We start from the raw sequence: 18,402 nt of genomic DNA on the forward strand, positions 1-18,402 counted from the left end.
AACTCGGTTCCCGGTGGTGTGCATGCCGCACAGACTACGCAGCACCAAAACGCACCTAGTCCTGAAGTTCACCCCAAAACAGGCAAGTCGCTTCCTGCGAATCAGTGATGTGACGCCGTTCACGATTCCCCCTCTTGTCGCATTCCAGGGACCGTTCTATCGTCTTGATGTATCGAGTCGATACATCAGCGCGACATAAAGACCGTGACGGCCCTACCGCGGCAGAGAGGAGGCGACGATGAGCCGGCGCTCCGGGATCCTCGAGTTCGCCGTACTCGGCCTGCTCCGCGAATCTCCGATGCACGGCTACGAGCTGCGCAAACGACTCAATACGTCACTGGGTGTGTTCCGTGCGTTCAGCTACGGGACGCTTTACCCCTGCCTCAAGACGCTGGTCGCCAACGGCTGGTTGATCGAGGAGCCGGGGACCACGTCCGAGGACGCCCTCGCCGCTCCACTCACCGGCCGTCGCGCCAAGATCGTCTACAGGTTGACGGCGGAAGGTAAGGAGCACTTCGAACAGCTACTCTCGCAGACCGGCCCGGACGCGTACGAAGACGAGACCTTCGCCGCCCGGTTCGCCTTCTTCGGTCAGACCTCCCGTGACGTACGCATGCGCGTGCTGGAGGGCCGCCGCAGCCGACTGGAGGAGCGCCTTGAGAAGATGCGCGCCTCCCTGGCCCGCACCCGGGAGCGCCTCGACGACTACACCCTCGAGCTCCAGCGCCACGGAATGGAGTCCGTGGAGCGCGAAGTGCGCTGGCTGAACGAGCTCATCGAGAGCGAGCGGGCCGGGCGGGACCTTCGCGGTTCCGCCACCGGGGGGTCCGCTCAGCAGGACACCACATCTGGAGCGTCGGGCGACCTGCCCCGGCCCGGGGACACCTCTCGGCCGGATTCGTCCGACGACACCGCCACGTGAGGTCCCCGTCAGGGCCTCACCGAGTACACACAGGGAGCAACCGGAATGGGTTCGGTTCGCGTAGCCATCGTCGGCGTGGGCAACTGCGCCGCGTCGCTGGTGCAGGGAGTCGAGTACTACAAGGACGCCGACCCGGCGTCCAAGGTCCCCGGCCTGATGCACGTCCAGTTCGGCGACTACCACGTCCGTGACGTGGAGTTCGTCGCCGCGTTCGATGTCGACGCGAAGAAGGTCGGTCTCGACCTCGCGGACGCCATCGGCGCCTCCGAGAACAACACCATCAAGATCTGCGACGTACCGCGCACCGGCGTGACCGTCCAGCGCGGCCACACCCTCGACGGCCTCGGCAAGTACTACCGCGCCACCATCGAGGAGTCCGCCGAGGAGCCGGTCGACGTCGTCCAGGTCCTCAAGGACAAGCAGGTCGACGTCCTGGTCTGCTACCTGCCCGTCGGCTCCGAGGACGCGGCGAAGTACTACGCCCAGTGCGCCATCGACGCCAAGGTCGCCTTCGTCAACGCCCTCCCGGTGTTCATCGCCGGCACCAAGGAGTGGGCGGACAAGTTCACCGAGGCGGGCGTCCCGATCGTCGGTGACGACATCAAGTCCCAGGTCGGCGCCACCATCACGCACCGCGTCATGGCGAAGCTGTTCGAGGACCGCGGCGTCATCCTGGACCGCACGATGCAGCTCAACGTCGGCGGCAACATGGACTTCAAGAACATGCTCGAGCGTGAGCGCCTGGAGTCCAAGAAGATCTCCAAGACGCAGGCCGTCACCTCGCAGATCCCCGACCGGGAGCTCGGCGAGAAGAACGTCCACATCGGCCCGTCCGACTACGTGGCCTGGCTCGACGACCGCAAGTGGGCGTACGTCCGCCTGGAGGGCCGCGCCTTCGGTGACGTCCCGCTGAACCTTGAGTACAAGCTTGAGGTCTGGGACTCCCCGAACTCGGCCGGCGTCATCATCGACGCCCTGCGCGCAGCGAAGATCGCCAAGGACCGCGGCATCGGCGGCCCGATCCTCTCCGCGTCGAGCTACTTCATGAAGTCCCCGCCGGTTCAGTACTTCGACGACGTGGCCCGCGAGAACGTCGAGAAGTTCATCAAGGGTGAGGTCGAGCGCTGAGAGCTCATCTCCTGCTGGGCTGAGGGTTCCCGAGGCAGCGCGCCCGGGGACCCTCCCCGTATGTGAGGCTGTGCCCATGGCCGTCGTACGTGATCTACGCGTCCTGCTCCGCTTCCGGAACTTCCGACGCCTGCTCGCCGTGCGGCTGCTCTCCCAGGGCGCCGACGGCGTGTACCAGGTCGGGCTCGCCACCTACGTCGTCTTCTCCCCGGAGCGCCAGACCTCACCCGCCGCGATCGCCTCGGCCATGGCGGTCCTGCTGCTCCCGTACTCCCTGGTGGGCCCGTTCGCCGGCGCCCTACTGGACCGCTGGCGCCGCCGCCAGGTCTTTCTGTACGGCAACCTGCTGCGGGCCCTGCTGGCGTCGGCGACGGCCATCCTGATGATCACGCAGGTCCCGGACTGGCTGTTCTACGTCTCCGCCCTGTGCGTCACCGCCGTCAACCGCTTCGTCCTCGCGGGCCTGTCCGCCGCGCTGCCCCGCGTGGTCGACGAGGACCGCCTGGTGATGGCCAACTCCGTCTCCCCGACGGCCGGAACCCTCGCCGCGACCGCCGGTGGCGGCCTCGCCTTCGTCGTACGGCTGCTGATCGCGGACTCCGATGCCACGGTAGTGCTGGTGGGCGCCGCACTGTACCTCTGCTCGGCGCTGGCCTCGCTGAGCATCGGACGGGAAGTGCTGGGTCCGGACCGCGAGTTGGTGCAGCTACGGCTGAGGGCGGCGCTCTCCGGCACCGCCCGCGATCTCATGGCCGGCCTTCGTCATCTCGCCGAGCCCGCCCGGCGCGAGGCCGCCTGGGCGCTCGCGTCGATGACGCTGATGCGGTTCTGCTATGGCGCCCTGACGGTCATGCTGCTGATGCTCTGCCGATACGCCCTCACCACCAACCCCGACGACGGACTCGCCCTGCTGGGGCTGGCGGTGGGCGTCTCGGGCGCCGGCTTCTTCGCGGCGGCGGTGGTGACCCCGTGGGCCGCCGGCCGGTTCGGCCCCGGCCGTTGGATCGCCATCTGCGCAGCGTCCGCCGCCGTCCTGGAGCCCGCCCTCGGCCTCCCCTTCGCCACCGTGCCCATCCTGGTCGCGACCTTCGTCCTCGGCCTGACCACCCAGGGCGCGAAGATCTCCACGGACACGATCGTGCAGTTCTCGGTCGATGACGGCTTCCGGGGCCGGGTCTTCTCCGTCTACGACGTCCTGTTCAACGTCGCCTTCGTCGCCGCCGCCGGAGTGGCCGCCCTGATGCTGCCCCCGGACGGACGCTCGGTCCCCCTGGTCCTGGTGGTGGCAGTGATCTACGCAGCGGTTGCAACGGCTATGGCCGGCTTTGAACGCCGCTGAGTGTCACATCAGCAGCGAGGGGCGATGTTTCACGTGAAACATCGCCCCTCTTCGCATCCCCGGAGACCTTGTGACGGGCCCATGTTTCACGTGAAACATGGGCCCGTTTCATGGCCTCAGCTCTGCTCGGCCCACCACTCCTTGAGCGCCGCGACCGCCTGGTCGTGCTCCATCGGGCCGTTCTCCAGGCGGAGCTCCAGCAAGTGCTTGTAGGCGCGACCGACGGCAGGGCCCGGCTTGATGCCCAGAATCTCCATGATCTGGTTGCCGTCGAGGTCGGGGCGGATGGCGTCCAGTTCCTCCTGCTCCTGGAGCTGGGCGATCCGCTCCTCCAGGCCGTCGTACGCCCGCGACAGCGCCGCCGCCTTGCGTTTGTTCCGCGTGGTGCAGTCCGAGCGGGTCAGCTTGTGGAGGCGGTCGAGCAGGTGCCCCGCGTCCCGGACATAGCGGCGGACGGCAGAGTCGGTCCACTCGCCGGTGCCGTAGCCATGGAAACGAAGGTGAAGCTCGACCAGACGCGAGACGTCCTTCACGAGTTCGTTGGAGTACTTGAGCGCCGTCATCCGCTTCTTGGTCATCTTCGCGCCGACCACCTCGTGGTGGTGGAACGAAACCCGCCCGTCCTTCTCGAAGCGACGCGTCCGCGGCTTGCCGATGTCGTGCAGCAGCGCGGCCAGGCGGAGAGTCAGGTCGGGGCCCTCCTCCTCCAAGGCCATCGCCTGCTCCAGGACGATCAGCGTGTGTTCGTAGACGTCCTTGTGACGATGGTGCTCGTCACTCTCCAACCGCAGAGCGGGCAGCTCTGGCAGCACATGATCGGCGAGCCCGGTATCGACCAGCAGCGTCAGGCCCTTGCGCGGGTGCCGGGACAGGATCAGCTTGTTCAGCTCCTCCCGGATCCGCTCGGCCGAGACGATCTCCAGGCGCCCGGCCATCTCCTTCATCGCGGTGACGACCTCGGGTGCCACCTCGAAGTCGAGCTGGGCGGCGAAGCGCGCGGCCCGCATCATCCGCAGCGGGTCGTCCGAGAAGGACTCCTCGGGAGTGCCCGGCGTACGCAGCACCCGCGCCGCCAGATCATCGAGCCCGCCGTGCGGGTCGATGAACTTGTTCTCCGGCAACGCGACGGCCATGGCATTCACGGTGAAGTCGCGGCGGAGGAGGTCCTCCTCGATGGAGTCGCCGTACGACACCTCCGGCTTGCGCGAGGTCCGGTCGTAGGCCTCCGACCGGTAGGTCGTCACCTCGATCTGGAAGCCGTCCTTCTGGGCACCGACCGTGCCGAAGGCGATCCCGACATCCCACACGGAATCCGCCCACGGCCGGATGATCTTCAGCACGTCCTCGGGACGGGCGTCGGTCGTGAAATCCAGATCGTTGCCGAGCCGGCCGAGCAGCACATCCCGGACCGAGCCGCCGACCAGGGCGAGTGAGAACCCGGCCTCCTGGAAGCGGCGGGCAAGGTCGTCGGCGACAGGCGCGACCCGCAGCGGCTCACTCGGAGCGTGGGGCGGCACCTGGCTCAGGGCACTGGTGTCATCGTTGGCGTTGGGCACAACAGAACAGGGTACGTGGCCCGGACGACCGCGAGCGCCTCGATTAAGGGCGTGCGAACATCGCCGGCGATACGGCACAAGGCCACCCCTCGCGGCGTACGGAAGCGTTCCTCTTTATAGGCGCACATTCGGGACAGCGGCCCCGCCTCCCCCGATCTTGTGGAGCAGTCCGCGGCACTTCCCCTCAGCGCGCCTCGTTACCATGCGTGGACGCACATTCCGACGACCACTGACGACGACGAGGGACGGGCGAGCGCGTGGCCGAGGCGGCAGACTTCCGTGGGACGAGTCCCTCACCTGCCCGCCGGTGGCTGAGGCGCACCGGAGCGCTACTGGCCGGGGCACCGCTGCTGGCAGGGCTGTTCCAGCTGCCGGCCGCCCCCGCCGCGGACGCGGCCGGGCGCACCTCCGCACAGCAGGCCTCCGGCTCCCGCACGGTAGCCGTCGCCATCGACTCGCTCAGCCCCAGCGCCCCCACCGAGGGCGACACCCTGACCGTCTCCGGCACAGTGACCAACAACGGCAAGCAGGCGGTCACCGACGCCCATGTGGACCTGCGCATGGGCCCCGAGATGAACACCCGGTCCTCGATCGACAGCGCCGCAAAGCGCACCGGCTACTCCCCGGGCGCGGACGGCACGGAGATCGACGACACATACCGCCAGGAGTTCGCCAAGCTCACGCCGGGCATCGCGCAGCGCTTCAGCATCTCCGTACCGGTCGACGAGCTGGACCTCGGCGAGAGCGGCGTCTACCAGCTCGGCGTCGCCCTCTCGGGCGAGACCAGCGCGCAGCCCTGGGAGCAGGTGCTGGGCATCCAGCGGACGTTCCTGCCCTGGCAGCCGGAAGTGGCGGACACGGCGACGAAGACGACGGTCCTGTGGCCGCTCATCTCCACCGCGCACATGACGGCGGAGACGGGCTCGAACGAGCAGCAGACACCGGTCTTCCTCGACGACGACCTGGCCAAGGAGATCTCTCCGGGCGGCCGCCTGGAGCAGCTCGTGTCGCTGGGCAAGAACCTCGACGTCACCTGGGTCGTCGACCCGGACCTCCTCGCCTCCGTCGACGCCATGGCCCGCGGCTACCGCGTGCGGGGCGACGGCGACACCACCACGGGGGGCACGCACCAGGCGGTCGCCAAGCAGTGGCTGGCCGCGCTGCAGAAGGCGGTGGTGGACAAGGAGGTCGTCGCCCTGCCTTACGGCGACCCGGATCTGGCCTCCCTGGCCCACAACGGCACGAACGTCACCGGCTCGCTGAGTCGCCTCAAGGAGGCCACGGACGTCGTCGCCAACACCGTGGAGCCGATCCTCCACGTGAAGCCGAGCACCGACTTCGCCTGGCCCGTCGACGGCGCAGTGGACCCGTCGATCGTCAAGGTCGCCACCTCGGCGGGCGCCGACAAGGTGATCGCCCGCAGCGACAGCCTGGAGGAGACCGGCGGACTGTCGTACACCCCGACAGCGGCCCGTCCCATCGGCGGCGGCACCACGGCGGTGGTCGCGGACGCCCGGCTGTCGACGGCCTTCCAGGGCGATCTGACGAAGGCGTCCGCCACGACGCTGTCCGTGCAGCGCTTCCTCGCCCAGAGCCTCGCCCTCAACCTCCAGACGAACCAGCAGCGCAGCATCGTCGTCGCCCCGCAGCGCATGCCGACCGCGAGCCAGGCCCGGGCCATGGCCGAGGCGATCACGGCACTGCAGAGCGGCGGCTGGAGCGAGTCCCAGGACCTCAGCGCGGCCGCCAAGGCCAAGCCGGACCCCGCGGCCACCAGAAAGGTGCCGGTGGCCTCCGAGTACCCCTCGTCGCTGCGCAAGCAGGAACTGCCGCGCTCGGCCTTCGAGCAGATCGCGCGGACGCAGGCCAAGCTGGACGGCTTCCGGGTGATCCTCACCGACCAGTCTCGTGTGGTGACCCCCTTCGGGCGGGCCATAAACCGTGAGATGTCCACGTCGTGGCGCGGCCGGGCCACCGAGGCGCAGCACTACCGCGACGGCGTGGAGGACTACCTCGACGGCCTCGCCGCGGGGGTCACGCTGATCGACAAGTCGGAGACCAAGCTCTCCGGCCGCAGCGCCACGATCCCGGTGACCGTCCAGAACAACCTGGTGCAGGACGTCGACCACCTGGTCCTGCGGCTCACCTCGACCAGCCCGACCCGGTTGGAGATCGGCGGCAAGGCCTACGCCGAGCAGCCCGTCACCGTCTCGGGCGGACACAGCCAGTCGGTGAAGTTCGCCACGTCCGCCAACGCCAACGGCCGGGTGACCGTGAAGGCCCAGCTGTTCACGGAGGACGGCAAGCCCTACGGCCTGCCCGTCTACTTCGACGTGAAGGTCACCGAGATCACCGCCACGGTGATGCTGGTCATCGGCGGCGGCGTCCTGCTGCTCGTCCTCGCCGGTTTCCGGATGTACACCCAGCGCAAGCGGGCGGCCGCCCGGGAGGCCGAGGAGGACGGTCCGGACCCGGCCGACGACCCCGCCGAGGGTTCGCAGAACCCCCAGGGCCCCGCGGACCGTCTCAAGGAGGAGTCGGGTCCCCGGCCCGAGGCAGGCGACCCGGAGCAGCCGAGTGACCCTGCGCCGGACACCCCAGCGGAAAGCGCAGACCCGTCCGCGACGGGTGAGAGAGTTGACCGTTGAGATGTCGTGGCCGGTGGGCCCGGGACGATGAGGTGGGGTAACCATGAACGCGCCGTACGACGGTGACCGCGGCCAGGCTGCGGGCGGCTCGGGCGACCCCGAGGGCCCGCAGCCCGAGCACGGCCAGGTGCCGCCGCAGCATCCCGCGGACATGTACCTCCAGGACGCCTACGAGCAGGACCCCTACCGGGCGCAGGACCTCGCCGCCCAGGACCCGGTGACCGAGGCGCTCTACGACCGCGCCGCGCACCCGCCGCCGCCCCCGGGCACGTATCCGTCGCCGCAGCAGCTGTACGCCCAGCCGCCGCAGTCGCCGTACGCGCCCGACCCGCGCGTGTGGGCCCGGACGCCGGCGCCCGAACCGGCGGGCCCCACGCAGCATCTGCCGTACGGCGACGATCCGCGCACGACCCAGTACGTGGGCGTCGACGACCTGGTCACCCAGGCCGCGGACCAGCGGCACGAACCCGACGCCTTCGCGCACCTGTTCCGGGACCAGCAACAGACCGGCGTCCGCCCGCCGACGGACTACCCGGGCGTGCCGGGGCCGGCCACCGCGCCGGGCACCGGTCAGGCTCCGGCGGGACCGTACGGAGGGACGCACGCTGCGGAGGGGCAGTACGGCGGTGCCCAGGCGCCCGCCGAGCAGTACCAGGCGCCCGTTTCGCGGCCCGCCGCCGAGCCCCCTCCGGCCCCCGCCGCCCCGGCCAAGGGCGGACGGGCCGGGGGCCTGCTGAAGTCGAGCGCCGTGATGGCGGCGGGCACGATGGTGTCCCGCCTCACCGGGTTCATCCGGTCGGCGATGATCGTCTCGGCGCTGGGCCTCGCCCTGCTGGGCGATTCCTTCCAGGTCGCATACCAGCTGCCGACGATGATCTACATCCTGACCGTCGGCGGCGGCCTCAACTCGGTCTTCGTACCGCAGCTCGTCCGTTCCATGAAGGAGGACGACGACGGCGGCGAGGCTTACGCCAACCGGCTGCTGACCCTGGTCATGGTGATCCTCGGTGCGCTCACCGTGCTCGCCATGTTCGCCGCGCCCCTCCTGGTCCGCGCTCTGTCGACCTCCGTCGCCACGAATCCCGCGGCCAACGACACCGCGGTCACCTTCACCCGCTACTTCCTGCCCTCGATCTTCTTCATGGGCGTCCACGTGGTGATGGGTCAGATCCTCAACGCCCGGGGCCGTTTCGGGGCGATGATGTGGACCCCGGTCCTGAACAACATCGTCATCATCGTCACGCTCGGCATGTTCATCTGGGTGTACGGCAGCGCCGCCGACTCCAAGATGACGGTCGAGAACATTCCCCCGGAGGGCGAGCGGCTCCTCGGCATCGGCATCCTGCTCGGACTCGTCGTCCAGGCGCTCGCGATGATCCCGTATCTGCGCGAGACCGGGTTCAGACTCCGCCTGCGCTTCGACTGGAAGGGCCACGGCCTCGGCAAGGCGGCGATGCTCGCCAAGTGGACCATCCTGTTCGTCCTCGCCAACCAGGCGGGCGCGCTGGTCGTCACCCAGCTCGCCACGGCAGCGGTCTCGGACAAGGGCATCGCCGGTACCGGTTTCAGCGCCTACGCCAACGCCCAGCTCATCTGGGGCCTCCCGCAGGCCATCATCACCGTCTCCCTGATGGCCGCCCTGCTGCCGCGCATCTCGCGCTCGGCCGCCGAGGACGACGCGGGCGCCGTCCGCGACGACATCTCCCAGGGCCTGCGCACCACGGCCGTCGCGATCGTGCCCATCGCCTTCGGCTTCCTCGCGCTCGGCGTCCCGATGTGCACGCTGATCTTCGGCTCCTCGGGCACCACTTCGGCTACGAACATGGGCTACATGCTGATGGCCTTCGGCCTCGGCCTGATCCCCTACTCCGTGCAGTACGTCGTCCTGCGCGCGTTCTACGCCTACGAAGACACCCGCACCCCCTTCTACAACACGGTCATCGTCGCCGCGGTCAACGCGGGGGCGTCGGGCCTGTGTTACGTCCTGCTCCCCGCCCGCTGGGCCGTCGTCGGCATGGCCGCCTCCTACGGCCTCGCCTATGTGATCGGCGTCGGCGTCGCCTGGCGCCGGCTGCGCAAGCGGCTCGGCGGCGACCTGGACGGGACCCGCGTCATGCGGACGTACGCCCGCCTGAGCATCGCCTCGGTGCCGGCGGCGCTGCTGAGCGGCGCGGCCTGCTACTACATCACCCAGGCGCTCGGTCAGGGCGTCGCCGCTTCCCTCGCCGCGCTGGTGGCCGGCGGAGCCGCCCTGCTGGGCATCTTCTACGTCGCCGCCCGCCGTATGCGCATCGAGGAGCTGAACTCGCTCGTCGGTATGGTCCGAGGGCGTCTGGGCCGCTGAATCGGGGGGTACGCGCACAACCATCGTCCGCCACCGCGTGTCGTGCATAGCGGCGGACTGTGGGCACAATTGGTTTCGGCGTCGGACGGCGCGCAACGGAGTTCGGCCGGCGCGCTATGGATGGGGAGGCAGGAACGACGGTGGCGGAACGGAGCACGGCTGCCGTCGACGTGGCAGACAACAGCGGCGATGAGCCGCTGACCGCCAAGGCGGATCAGGCGGACCAGTCCACGGCCGACGGGGTGGCCAAGAACCCGGAGCGGGACACGGAACACGACGAGGCACAGGGGAGTGGCGGGACCGAGGATCCCGGAGCGAAGGCCTCACCGCCCGAACTGCACAGCGGTCACAAGCTCGCCAGACGCTACCGCCTTGAGGACTGCGTCACCCGTCTGGACGGTTTCAGCAGTTGGCGTGCGGTGGACGAGAAGCTGCGCCGCGCCGTCGGCGTACACGTCCTGCCCGCGGACCACACCCGGGCCCGTTCCGTGCTGGCCGCGGCCCGCTCCTCCGCGCTGCTCGGCGATCCACGCTTCGTCCAGGTCCTGGACGCCGTCGAGGAGAACGACCTCGTGTACGTCGTGCACGAATGGCTGCCGGACGCCACGGAACTCACCACGCTCCTGTCCGCCGGGCCGCTGGAGCCGCACGACGCCTACCAGATGGTCAGTCAGGTCTCCGCCGCCATGGCCGCAGCCCACCGCGAGGGCCTCGCCCATCTCCGGCTGAACCCCAACGCCGTCCTGCGCACGTCCACCGGACAGTGGCGCATCCGCGGCCTCGCCGTGAACGCCGCCCTGCGCGGTATCAGTTCCGACACCCCCCAGCGCACCGACACCGAGGCGATCGGCGCCCTGCTGTACGCCTCGCTCACCCAGCGCTGGCCGTACGAGAGCGACGCCTACGGTCTGTCCGGGCTGCCCAAGGACGTCGGCCTCATTCCGCCGGACCAGGTGCGCGCCGGCGTGCATCGCGGCCTGTCGGAGCTCGCCATGCGCGCGCTCGCCAACGACGGCGCGACCGCCTCCCGGCACGAGTCCCCCTGCACGACGCCGGAGGAGCTGGTGAAGGCGATCGGCGCGATGCCTCGCATCCGCCCGCCGGAGCCCGCGTTCACCGCGCCGCCGGACTACCAGCGCACGACGTACCAGCAGGGCACGTACGGCCGCCCCGCCCCGCACCCCGGCGCCACCCAGCCGGTGTCGTCCCCACCGCCCCCGCTGCAGAGCCGTACCGGCAAGGCCCTGAAGTGGGCCGTCTCCGCGCTGCTCATCGCCGCGCTGGGGCTGGGCAGCTGGCAACTGGCGGACGCGCTGATGGAGCGCGGCACCCAGTCGGACGACCCGAACAAGTCGCAGACGACGGACGGGAACGACAAGAGCGCCGGGGAGAACAAGCCCGCGGCCAAGCCGCTCACCATCGAAGGGGCTCAGGAGTACGTCGCGAGCGGCGAGGCGCAGGCTCCCGAAGACGTCGACCTCACCTATGACGGCGACAGCTCGACGTTCTGGCGCACCAAGCGCTACAACGACGGACCGGAGCTGGCTCCCTACAAGCCCGGCGTGGGAATCGTCTACGACCTCGGCTCTTCCCAGCAGATCTCGGCCGCGTCGATAGGGCTTCGGTACCCGGGCGACCACACGACGGTTCACCTCTACGCGACCGACTCGCTGACCCCTTCCACCGGGGTCGACGGGATGCAGGAGATCGGAACCGCCACCACGAGCGGCACCTCTCTGACGGTGAAGGCGTCGAAGTCGGTGAAGACGCAGTACGTGCTGTTGTGGGTCACGGCAGTGCCCAACGCACCCACCGACGGCTACAGCAGCGCGGGTTACAAGCAGGCCGTCACCGACGTGAAGTTCACGGGCTGACGTCTCACCGAAGGGGGAGGGGGTCCGATGGCAGAAGGCGCCGGGTACGACATGGCGAGCGATCAGGATCTGCTCGCCCGCCATGTGGAAGGCGACCCCGATGCCTTCGGTGAGATCGTGCGGCGGCACCGCGACCGGCTCTGGGCGGTCGCCCTGCGGACGCTGGGCGACCGCGAGGAGGCCGCTGACGCGGTCCAGGACGCTCTCGTCTCCGCCTACCGGGCCGCCCACACCTTTCGCGGCCAGTCGGCCGTCACGACCTGGCTGCACCGGATCACGGTGAACGCCTGCCTCGACCGCGCCCGTAAGGCTGCCTCCCGCAAGACGTCCCCCGTCGACGACACCGAGCGGCTGGAGCAGCTGCTGGAGCCGCACGAGTCGGCCTCGGCTCCGGCCGAACGCAACGATCTGCACCGCCAGCTCCTCGAAGCGCTCGGCACCCTCCCACCCGAGCAGCGTGCGGCCCTCGTCCTGGTGGACATGCAGGGTTACCCGGTCGCCGAGGCCGCCCGCGTCCTCGACGTCCCGACCGGGACGGTGAAGAGCCGCTGCGCCCGTGGCAGAGCCAGGCTCCTGCCGCTGCTCACCCATCTGCAAACGGAAGACTCCGGCGACGACGAAGAGTCGGCCGCTGGACGGAACCGGACGCAGGGGACATCCGTCCCACCGGCAGCGGGACCGCATGACGCGGGCCCACGGAATGCAGGGCCAAGCGATTCAGCTGCTGTGAAGGGCGGAGGTGGGCGAGCGTGACTTCCACGACGGACACGGCCGGGCACCCGGACGTCACGGAGATCTCCGACCTCACCGAAGGCCTGCTCCCCCCGTCCCGGACCGCGGACGTACGACGCCATCTGGACGAGTGCGAGCTCTGCGCGGACGTCTTTTCCTCGCTGGAGGAGATCCGCGCCATGCTCGGCACGCTGCCAGGTCCGGCACGCATGCCCGCCGACGTCGCCGGACGGATCGACGCCGCTCTCGCCGCGGAAGCGCTGCTCCATGCCACGGCGCCCGACGCGGTGAGCACCCCGGCCCACGCCGAAGCGGCCCGCGCGGACGACGGCGCGCATGTTTCACGTGAAACATCGAACCCGGCGGACCGTCCCTCGGGTCATGCCCGCCCCTCCACCACCGGCCCGGGCCGCAAGGAGCGCAAGCGCGGCGGACGCCGCAGGGTGGCGGTCCTGGGGGCCGTCCTCTCCGTCGGCGCCCTCGGGCTGGCTTCCCTCCTGGTGTCCTCAATGGAGGGCGACCAGGGCACCACCGCCCGGGAGCGGCAGTCCGCGGCCGCGGACACCTTCTCCGAAGGGAAGCTGGAGCAGCAGGTCGCAGACCTCCTCGCACAGAGCGAAAAGTCCGGTGGGCCCTCGCGTACCCCCCGTGAATTCGGTGAGCAGTCCACCTCCGGCAGCGACGGTCCCCGCATCCTCACCAGGCCCACGGTCCAGGTGCCCCAGTGCGTGCAGAAGGGCATCGCACGCGATGACGACGCCCTGGCGACCGAGCCCGGCACCTATCAGGGGACGACGGCCCTCCTGGTAGTCATGCCCGACACCTCGGACCCCTCACGGGTCACGGCATACGTCGTGGATGCCACCTGCGTGAAGGAGTCGCCTTCCGCCTCGTCCGAGGTTCTGCTGAAGCACTCCTACAAGCAGCCTTGAGAGCACTCTGCGAGGGCTCACCGTGTACCCCGACACAGCGGGAATGCGCGCCCCTTAGGATCCGTTGGGTGGGGTGAGAGTTCTGAGAGGGGCTCCCACCGGTCAAGACGACGCAGTCCAGAGACGAGGAATCAAGCCGTGAGCGACGTCCGTAACGTGATCATCATCGGCTCCGGGCCCGCCGGCTACACGGCGGCGCTCTACACCGCGCGCGCGTCGCTGAAGCCACTGGTGTTCGAGGGTGCCGTCACCGCCGGTGGCGCCCTGATGAACACCACGGACGTGGAGAACTTCCCGGGCTTCCAGGACGGCATCATGGGCCCCGAGCTCATGGACAACATGCGCGCCCAGGCGGAGCGCTTCGGTGCCGAGCTCGTTCCGGACGACGTCGTCAACGTCGACCTGACCGGTGAGATCAAGACCGTCACCGACACCGCCGGCACGGTGCACCGCGCGAAGGCCGTGATCATCGCGACCGGTTCGCAGCACCGCAAGCTCGGCCTGCCGAACGAGGACGCCCTCTCGGGCCGTGGTGTCTCCTGGTGCGCCACGTGCGACGGCTTCTTCTTCAAGGACCAGGACATCGCCGTGATCGGCGGCGGCGACACCGCGATGGAGGAGGCCACCTTCCTCTCGCGCTTCGCCAAGTCCGTGACGGTCGTCCACCGCCGCGACACCCTGCGCGCCTCCAAGGCCATGCAGGATCGCGCCTTCGCCGACCCGAAGATCACGTTCGTCTGGGACAGCGAGGTCGCCGAGATCCAGGGCGACAGCAAGCTCTCCGGTCTGAAGCTGCGCAACGTCAAGACCGGCGAGCTCTCGGACCTGCCGGTGACCGGTCTGTTCATCGCGATCGGCCACGACCCGCGCACCGAGTTGTTCAAGGGCCAGCTTGAGCTGGACGAGGAGGGTTACCTGAAGGTCGACGCCCCCTCCACCCGGACAAGCCTGACCGGTGTCTTCGGCGCCGGGGACGTGGTCGACCACACCTACCGCCAGGCGATCACCGCGGCCGGTACCGGCTGCTCCGCCGCCCTCGACGCCGAGCGCTACCTCGCCGCCCTCGCGGACAACGAGCAGCAGGCCGAGCCCGAGAAGACCACCGTCTGACCCCCTCACCCAGCCCCACGCACCAACCAGTTAAGGAGCCCGCCGTGGCCGGCACCCTGAAGAATGTGACCGACGACTCCTTCGAGCAGGACGTCCTCAAGAGCGACAAGCCCGTCCTGGTGGACTTCTGGGCCGCCTGGTGCGGTCCGTGCCGCCAGATCGCGCCGTCCCTTGAGGCAATCGCCGCCGAGCACGGCGACAAGATCGAGATCGTCAAGCTGAACATCGACGAGAACCCGGGTACGGCCGCCAAGTACGGTGTCATGTCGATCCCGACCCTGAACGTCTACCAGGGTGGCGAGGTCGCCAAGACCATCGTCGGTGCCAAGCCGAAGGCCGCGATCCTGCGCGACCTTGAGGACTTCATCGCCGGATGACGGGCTGCGCCGTCGAGCGACGGGGCGCATGTTTCACGTGAAACACGAATGGGCCAACCCGACCGGGTTGGCCCATTCGCTTTACAGCGGTCCCAGTGCTGGTGTCCTTTACAGCGGTCGCAGCGCCGGTTCCTTCTGGACCGCCCCGAGCAGCCGGTCCAGTGCCATCTCCACGTCTTCCTTCCAGGACAGGGTCGTCCGCAGTTCCAGCCGCATGCGGGGATAGGTGGGATGCGGCCGGACCGTCTTGAAGCCCACCGCCAGCAGATGCTCGGCGGGCAGCACACAGGCGGGTTCCTTCCAGCGGGCGTCCCCGAAGGCCTCGATCGCCTTGAAGCCCCGCCGCAGCAGATCCTTGGCCACGGTCTGGACCATCACGCGGCCCAGCCCCTGCCCCTGGTACCCGGGCACGATGAACGCGGTCATCAGCTGCACCGCGTCCGGTGAGACGGGACTGGTCGGGAACGCCGTCGAGCGGGGGACGTAGGCCGGGGGCGCATAGAGCACGAAGCCCACCGGTGCATCATCGACATAGACGACCCGCCCGCAGGAACCCCAGTCCAGCAGGACGGCCGAGATCCAGGCTTCTTTCTCCAGCGCGGGCGTGCCCGCCTTTACCGCTGCCTCGCCGCTGACTGGGTCGAGTTCCCAGAAGACACACGTGCGACAGCGCCGGGGAAGGTCCTGAACGTTGTCCAGCGTGAGCGGTACGAGCCGACGCCCCATGAAGGCTGTTCCTCGCTTCCCTCGCCCGCCGCGTCGCGGGCGGCAGTCAGAGCACTCCGTTCCCTGAGCAGGCTGCCGACGAAGCCGCCGACCGCGCCCAGGCCCAGTCCCGCGCTCAGCAGTCCGGTCCGGCTCATCGTTCGCATGGCCCCCGCCCTCTCATAGACGTACCGCAAACGTACTGCCAGGTGGATGCGCCATACCCGATCGCATCGTATCCATGAAGCGATTCCACCGATACCGCCAGAAAGCAAAGTGCGGGCCGTGTTCCGGTACACACCGGACACGGCCCGCAGGAACGCGGCTGAGCGGGATCACATCGCCGCCCGGAACCTCAGTCGTCCGCCTCCTCGGAGTCGCCGCCCTCCAGAAGGCTCTTCTGCAGGACGGGCCCCTCGCCCGGGGCGAGTGTGCCGAGGATCCGCTCAAGATCCTCCATGGAGGCGAACTCCACGGTGATCTTGCCCTTCTTCTGACCGAGGTCGACCTTGACCCGTGTCTCGAAGCGATCCGAGAGACGGGTCGCGAGGTCGGTCAGCGCCGGAGAGACCCGGGTACCGGCCCGCGGCCCCTTGGAACGCTGAGCCGCCTTCGGCCGCGATCCCATCAGGGTCACGATCTCCTCGACGGCGCGCACCGAGAGCCCCTCGGCCACGATCCGATGGGCCAGCCGGTCCTGCTCCTCCGAGTCCTCCACGGAGAGCAGCGCCCGAGCGTGCCCGGCGGAGAGCACACCGGCCGCCACCCGTCGCTGCACCGCAGGAGAGAGCTTCAGCAGACGCAGCGTGTTGGAGACCTGCGGACGAGACCGGCCGATGCGGTCCGCCAGCTGGTCGTGCGTGCAGTTGAAGTCCTTCAGCAGCTGGTCGTAGGCAGCTGCCTCTTCCAGCGGGTTCAGCTGCGCCCGGTGCAGGTTCTCCAGCAGGGCGTCGAGGAGGAGCTTCTCGTCCTCCGTGGCTCGCACGATCGCCGGGATCGCTTCGAGCCCCGCCTCACGGCAGGCCCGCCAGCGCCGCTCGCCCATGATCAGCTCGTAGTGAGCGGGACCCAGCTGCCGTACGACGACCGGCTGGAGAAGACCGACCTCCTTGATGGAGGTGACGAGCTCCTGCAGCGCGTCCTCGTCGAAGACCTCACGGGGCTGCCGCGGGTTCGGCGTGATGGAGTCGAGAGGAAGCTCGGCGAAGTGGGCGCCCATGGGAGGTGCGGGCATGTCCACGGCGCCGCTCATCGACGGCTCTTCGGTTTCACGTGAAACAGGCGGCAGTGTGGCCACCTTCGCCGCGGCCACGCCGCGGTCGGAGGGAAGCACCGGCACCGCCGTGGGGGACGCTGATGCCACACCTCCCACCGCAGCCTGGGCCGGCGTCTTCTCAGTCGGGGCCGCAGGGATCAGTGCGCCGAGACCACGCCCCAGCCCCCTCCGTCGCTCGCTCACTGGATCCCCTCCACCATGCTCTGGTCGCTCTGGGCGCCGATATGGGCGTGCGTCGCGTCATAGCTGACGCCGACACCCTTCAGCGCGATTTCTCGTGCCGCCTCAAGATAGGAGAGGGCACCGCTCGATCCTGGATCGTAGGTCAGGACCGTCTGCCCGTAGCTCGGCGCCTCGGAGATACGGACCGAGCGAGGGATGCTCGTCCGCAATACCTCGTCGCCGAAGTGGCTGCGCACCTCGTCCGCGACCTGGGAGGCAAGGCGCGTCCGGCCGTCGTACATGGTGAGCAGAATCGTCGAGACATGCAGCGCGGGGTTGAGGTGCCCCCGCACCAGGTCGACGTTGCGCAGCAGCTGCCCCAGTCCCTCCAGCGCGTAGTACTCGCACTGGATCGGGATGAGGACCTCCTGGCCCGCCACGAGCGCGTTGACTGTCAAGAGGCCCAGCGAGGGCGGGCAGTCGATGAGGATGTAGTCCAGCGGCTGCTCGTAGGACTGGATCGCTCGCTGAAGACGGCTCTCCCGCGCCACCAGGGACACCAGCTCGATCTCCGCACCGGCGAGATCGATCGTGGCAGGGGCGCAGAAGAGACCCTCGACATCGGGGACCGGCTGGACGACCTCCGAGAGCGGCTTACTCTCGACCAACACGTCGTAGATGGAAGGGACTTCGGCGTGGTGGTCGATCCCCAGAGCGGTGGACGCATTGCCCTGCGGGTCGAGGTCGATCACCAGGACACGGCCGCCATGCAGAGCCAGCGAAGCGGCCAAGTTGACCGTCGTCGTCGTCTTGCCCACCCCACCCTTCTGGTTGGCGACGACGATGACACGGGTCTGTTCAGGTCGTGGCAGACCCTCACCGGCCCGGCCCAGAGCCTCGACCGCCAGTTGGGCAGCACGACCGATGGGAGTGTCGTCCATCGGGGGCGGTGTTTCACGTGAAACATCGTCCCCCGGCGACTCGGTACGGGGACCGGGGACCGGATCGGTCATCGGTCCCGCGATGTTGGCGTCGGACCGCAAGGATTCACTCTCCTCGACTTCAGGCTCGCAATGAACAGAGCCTCCCATGCCGTCGGGGTCGTGAACCAGTGAGGCCTGGTGTTCTGTGGAGAAATCCACCTCTGTGGACAACTCCGCACCCCTTGAGGGGGACGGACTGTCATCGGATACGGCAGGAGCCTCGCCGAGTGAGCCAAGAGGCTTTCGGTCGCGGGGTTCGGCCGCAGCGCGGCCGCGGCTGATGATGCCGTGCAGCAGTGAGCGACGTTTCACGT

Annotated in this window: 14 protein-coding genes; 10 read left to right on the plus strand and 4 right to left on the minus strand. The window is 69.1% G+C overall.

Translation table 11 applies throughout. The features are described from left to right. Positions 1-238: 238 nt before the first annotated feature. The 3 genes from KWI83_RS25425 to KWI83_RS25435 all read left to right on the plus strand — a co-directional run bounded on the left by KWI83_RS25425 (position 239) and on the right by KWI83_RS25435 (position 3,389). Positions 239-922, plus strand: coding sequence for a PadR family transcriptional regulator (locus tag KWI83_RS25425; protein WP_218516700.1), 684 nt, complete (start codon positions 239-241; stop codon positions 920-922). Positions 923-967: 45 nt separating this feature from the next. Next, complete coding sequence (locus tag KWI83_RS25430; protein WP_218516701.1) at positions 968-2,050, plus strand: inositol-3-phosphate synthase; 1,083 nt, start codon at positions 968-970, stop codon at positions 2,048-2,050. A gap of 76 nt (positions 2,051-2,126) precedes the next feature. Then, positions 2,127-3,389: an MFS transporter gene (locus KWI83_RS25435; RefSeq protein ID WP_218516702.1), complete on the plus strand. Its 1,263-nt coding sequence runs from the start codon at positions 2,127-2,129 to the stop codon at positions 3,387-3,389. A gap of 116 nt (positions 3,390-3,505) precedes the next feature. Here the strand turns inward: KWI83_RS25435 and KWI83_RS25440 are convergent, their stop codons facing one another. Further along, positions 3,506-4,945 carry a CCA tRNA nucleotidyltransferase gene (locus KWI83_RS25440; RefSeq protein ID WP_218516703.1) on the minus strand — a complete coding sequence of 480 codons (1,440 nt, stop codon included), beginning with the start codon at positions 4,943-4,945 and terminating at the stop codon, positions 3,506-3,508. A gap of 257 nt (positions 4,946-5,202) precedes the next feature. Here KWI83_RS25440 and KWI83_RS25445 point away from each other — a divergent pair, with 257 nt between their 5' ends. The 7 genes from KWI83_RS25445 (at position 5,203) to trxA (ending at position 14,962) form a co-directional block, all read left to right on the plus strand. Then, on the plus strand, positions 5,203-7,593 hold the full coding sequence (locus KWI83_RS25445) for a DUF6049 family protein (protein WP_218516704.1): 2,391 nt from the start codon (positions 5,203-5,205) through the stop codon (positions 7,591-7,593). A gap of 43 nt (positions 7,594-7,636) precedes the next feature. Next, positions 7,637-9,937: a murein biosynthesis integral membrane protein MurJ gene (murJ, locus tag KWI83_RS25450; RefSeq protein WP_218516705.1), complete on the plus strand. Its 2,301-nt coding sequence runs from the start codon at positions 7,637-7,639 to the stop codon at positions 9,935-9,937. Between the two features lie 140 nt (positions 9,938-10,077). Then, positions 10,078-11,811, plus strand: coding sequence for a protein kinase family protein (locus KWI83_RS25455; RefSeq protein ID WP_218516706.1), 1,734 nt, complete (start codon positions 10,078-10,080; stop codon positions 11,809-11,811). A gap of 27 nt (positions 11,812-11,838) precedes the next feature. Further along, a complete protein-coding gene (gene sigM, locus KWI83_RS25460; RefSeq protein ID WP_218516707.1) occupies positions 11,839-12,564 on the plus strand; it encodes an RNA polymerase sigma factor SigM in 726 nt (241 codons plus the stop codon). Next, positions 12,561-13,475, plus strand: coding sequence for an anti-sigma factor (locus KWI83_RS25465; protein ID WP_218516708.1), 915 nt, complete (start codon positions 12,561-12,563; stop codon positions 13,473-13,475). Before sigM ends, KWI83_RS25465 begins: the two co-directional genes overlap by 4 nt. A gap of 138 nt (positions 13,476-13,613) precedes the next feature. Further along, positions 13,614-14,585, plus strand: coding sequence for a thioredoxin-disulfide reductase (gene trxB / locus KWI83_RS25470; protein WP_218516709.1), 972 nt, complete (start codon positions 13,614-13,616; stop codon positions 14,583-14,585). A 44-nt stretch (positions 14,586-14,629) separates the two neighbouring features. Beyond that, positions 14,630-14,962 carry a thioredoxin gene (gene trxA, locus KWI83_RS25475; RefSeq protein ID WP_218516710.1) on the plus strand — a complete coding sequence of 111 codons (333 nt, stop codon included), beginning with the start codon at positions 14,630-14,632 and terminating at the stop codon, positions 14,960-14,962. A 108-nt stretch (positions 14,963-15,070) separates the two neighbouring features. On the opposite strand, the gene KWI83_RS25480 is transcribed toward trxA, so the two are convergent. From KWI83_RS25480 to KWI83_RS25490, 3 genes are all read right to left on the minus strand, one after another. After that, positions 15,071-15,688 (minus strand): GNAT family N-acetyltransferase, encoded by a 618-nt coding sequence (locus tag KWI83_RS25480; RefSeq protein WP_218516711.1) that lies wholly within the window; start codon positions 15,686-15,688, stop codon positions 15,071-15,073. Positions 15,689-16,022: 334 nt separating this feature from the next. Next, complete coding sequence (locus KWI83_RS25485; protein ID WP_218516712.1) at positions 16,023-17,126, minus strand: ParB/RepB/Spo0J family partition protein; 1,104 nt, start codon at positions 17,124-17,126, stop codon at positions 16,023-16,025. Further along, on the minus strand, positions 17,123-18,196 hold the full coding sequence (locus KWI83_RS25490) for a ParA family protein (protein ID WP_218516741.1): 1,074 nt from the start codon (positions 18,194-18,196) through the stop codon (positions 17,123-17,125). The genes KWI83_RS25485 and KWI83_RS25490 overlap by 4 nt, the downstream gene beginning before the upstream one ends. Positions 18,197-18,402: the final 206 nt, after the last annotated feature.

Source organism: Streptomyces sp. TRM70350 (assembly GCF_019219825.1).
Lineage (GTDB): Bacteria > Actinomycetota > Actinomycetes > Streptomycetales > Streptomycetaceae > Streptomyces.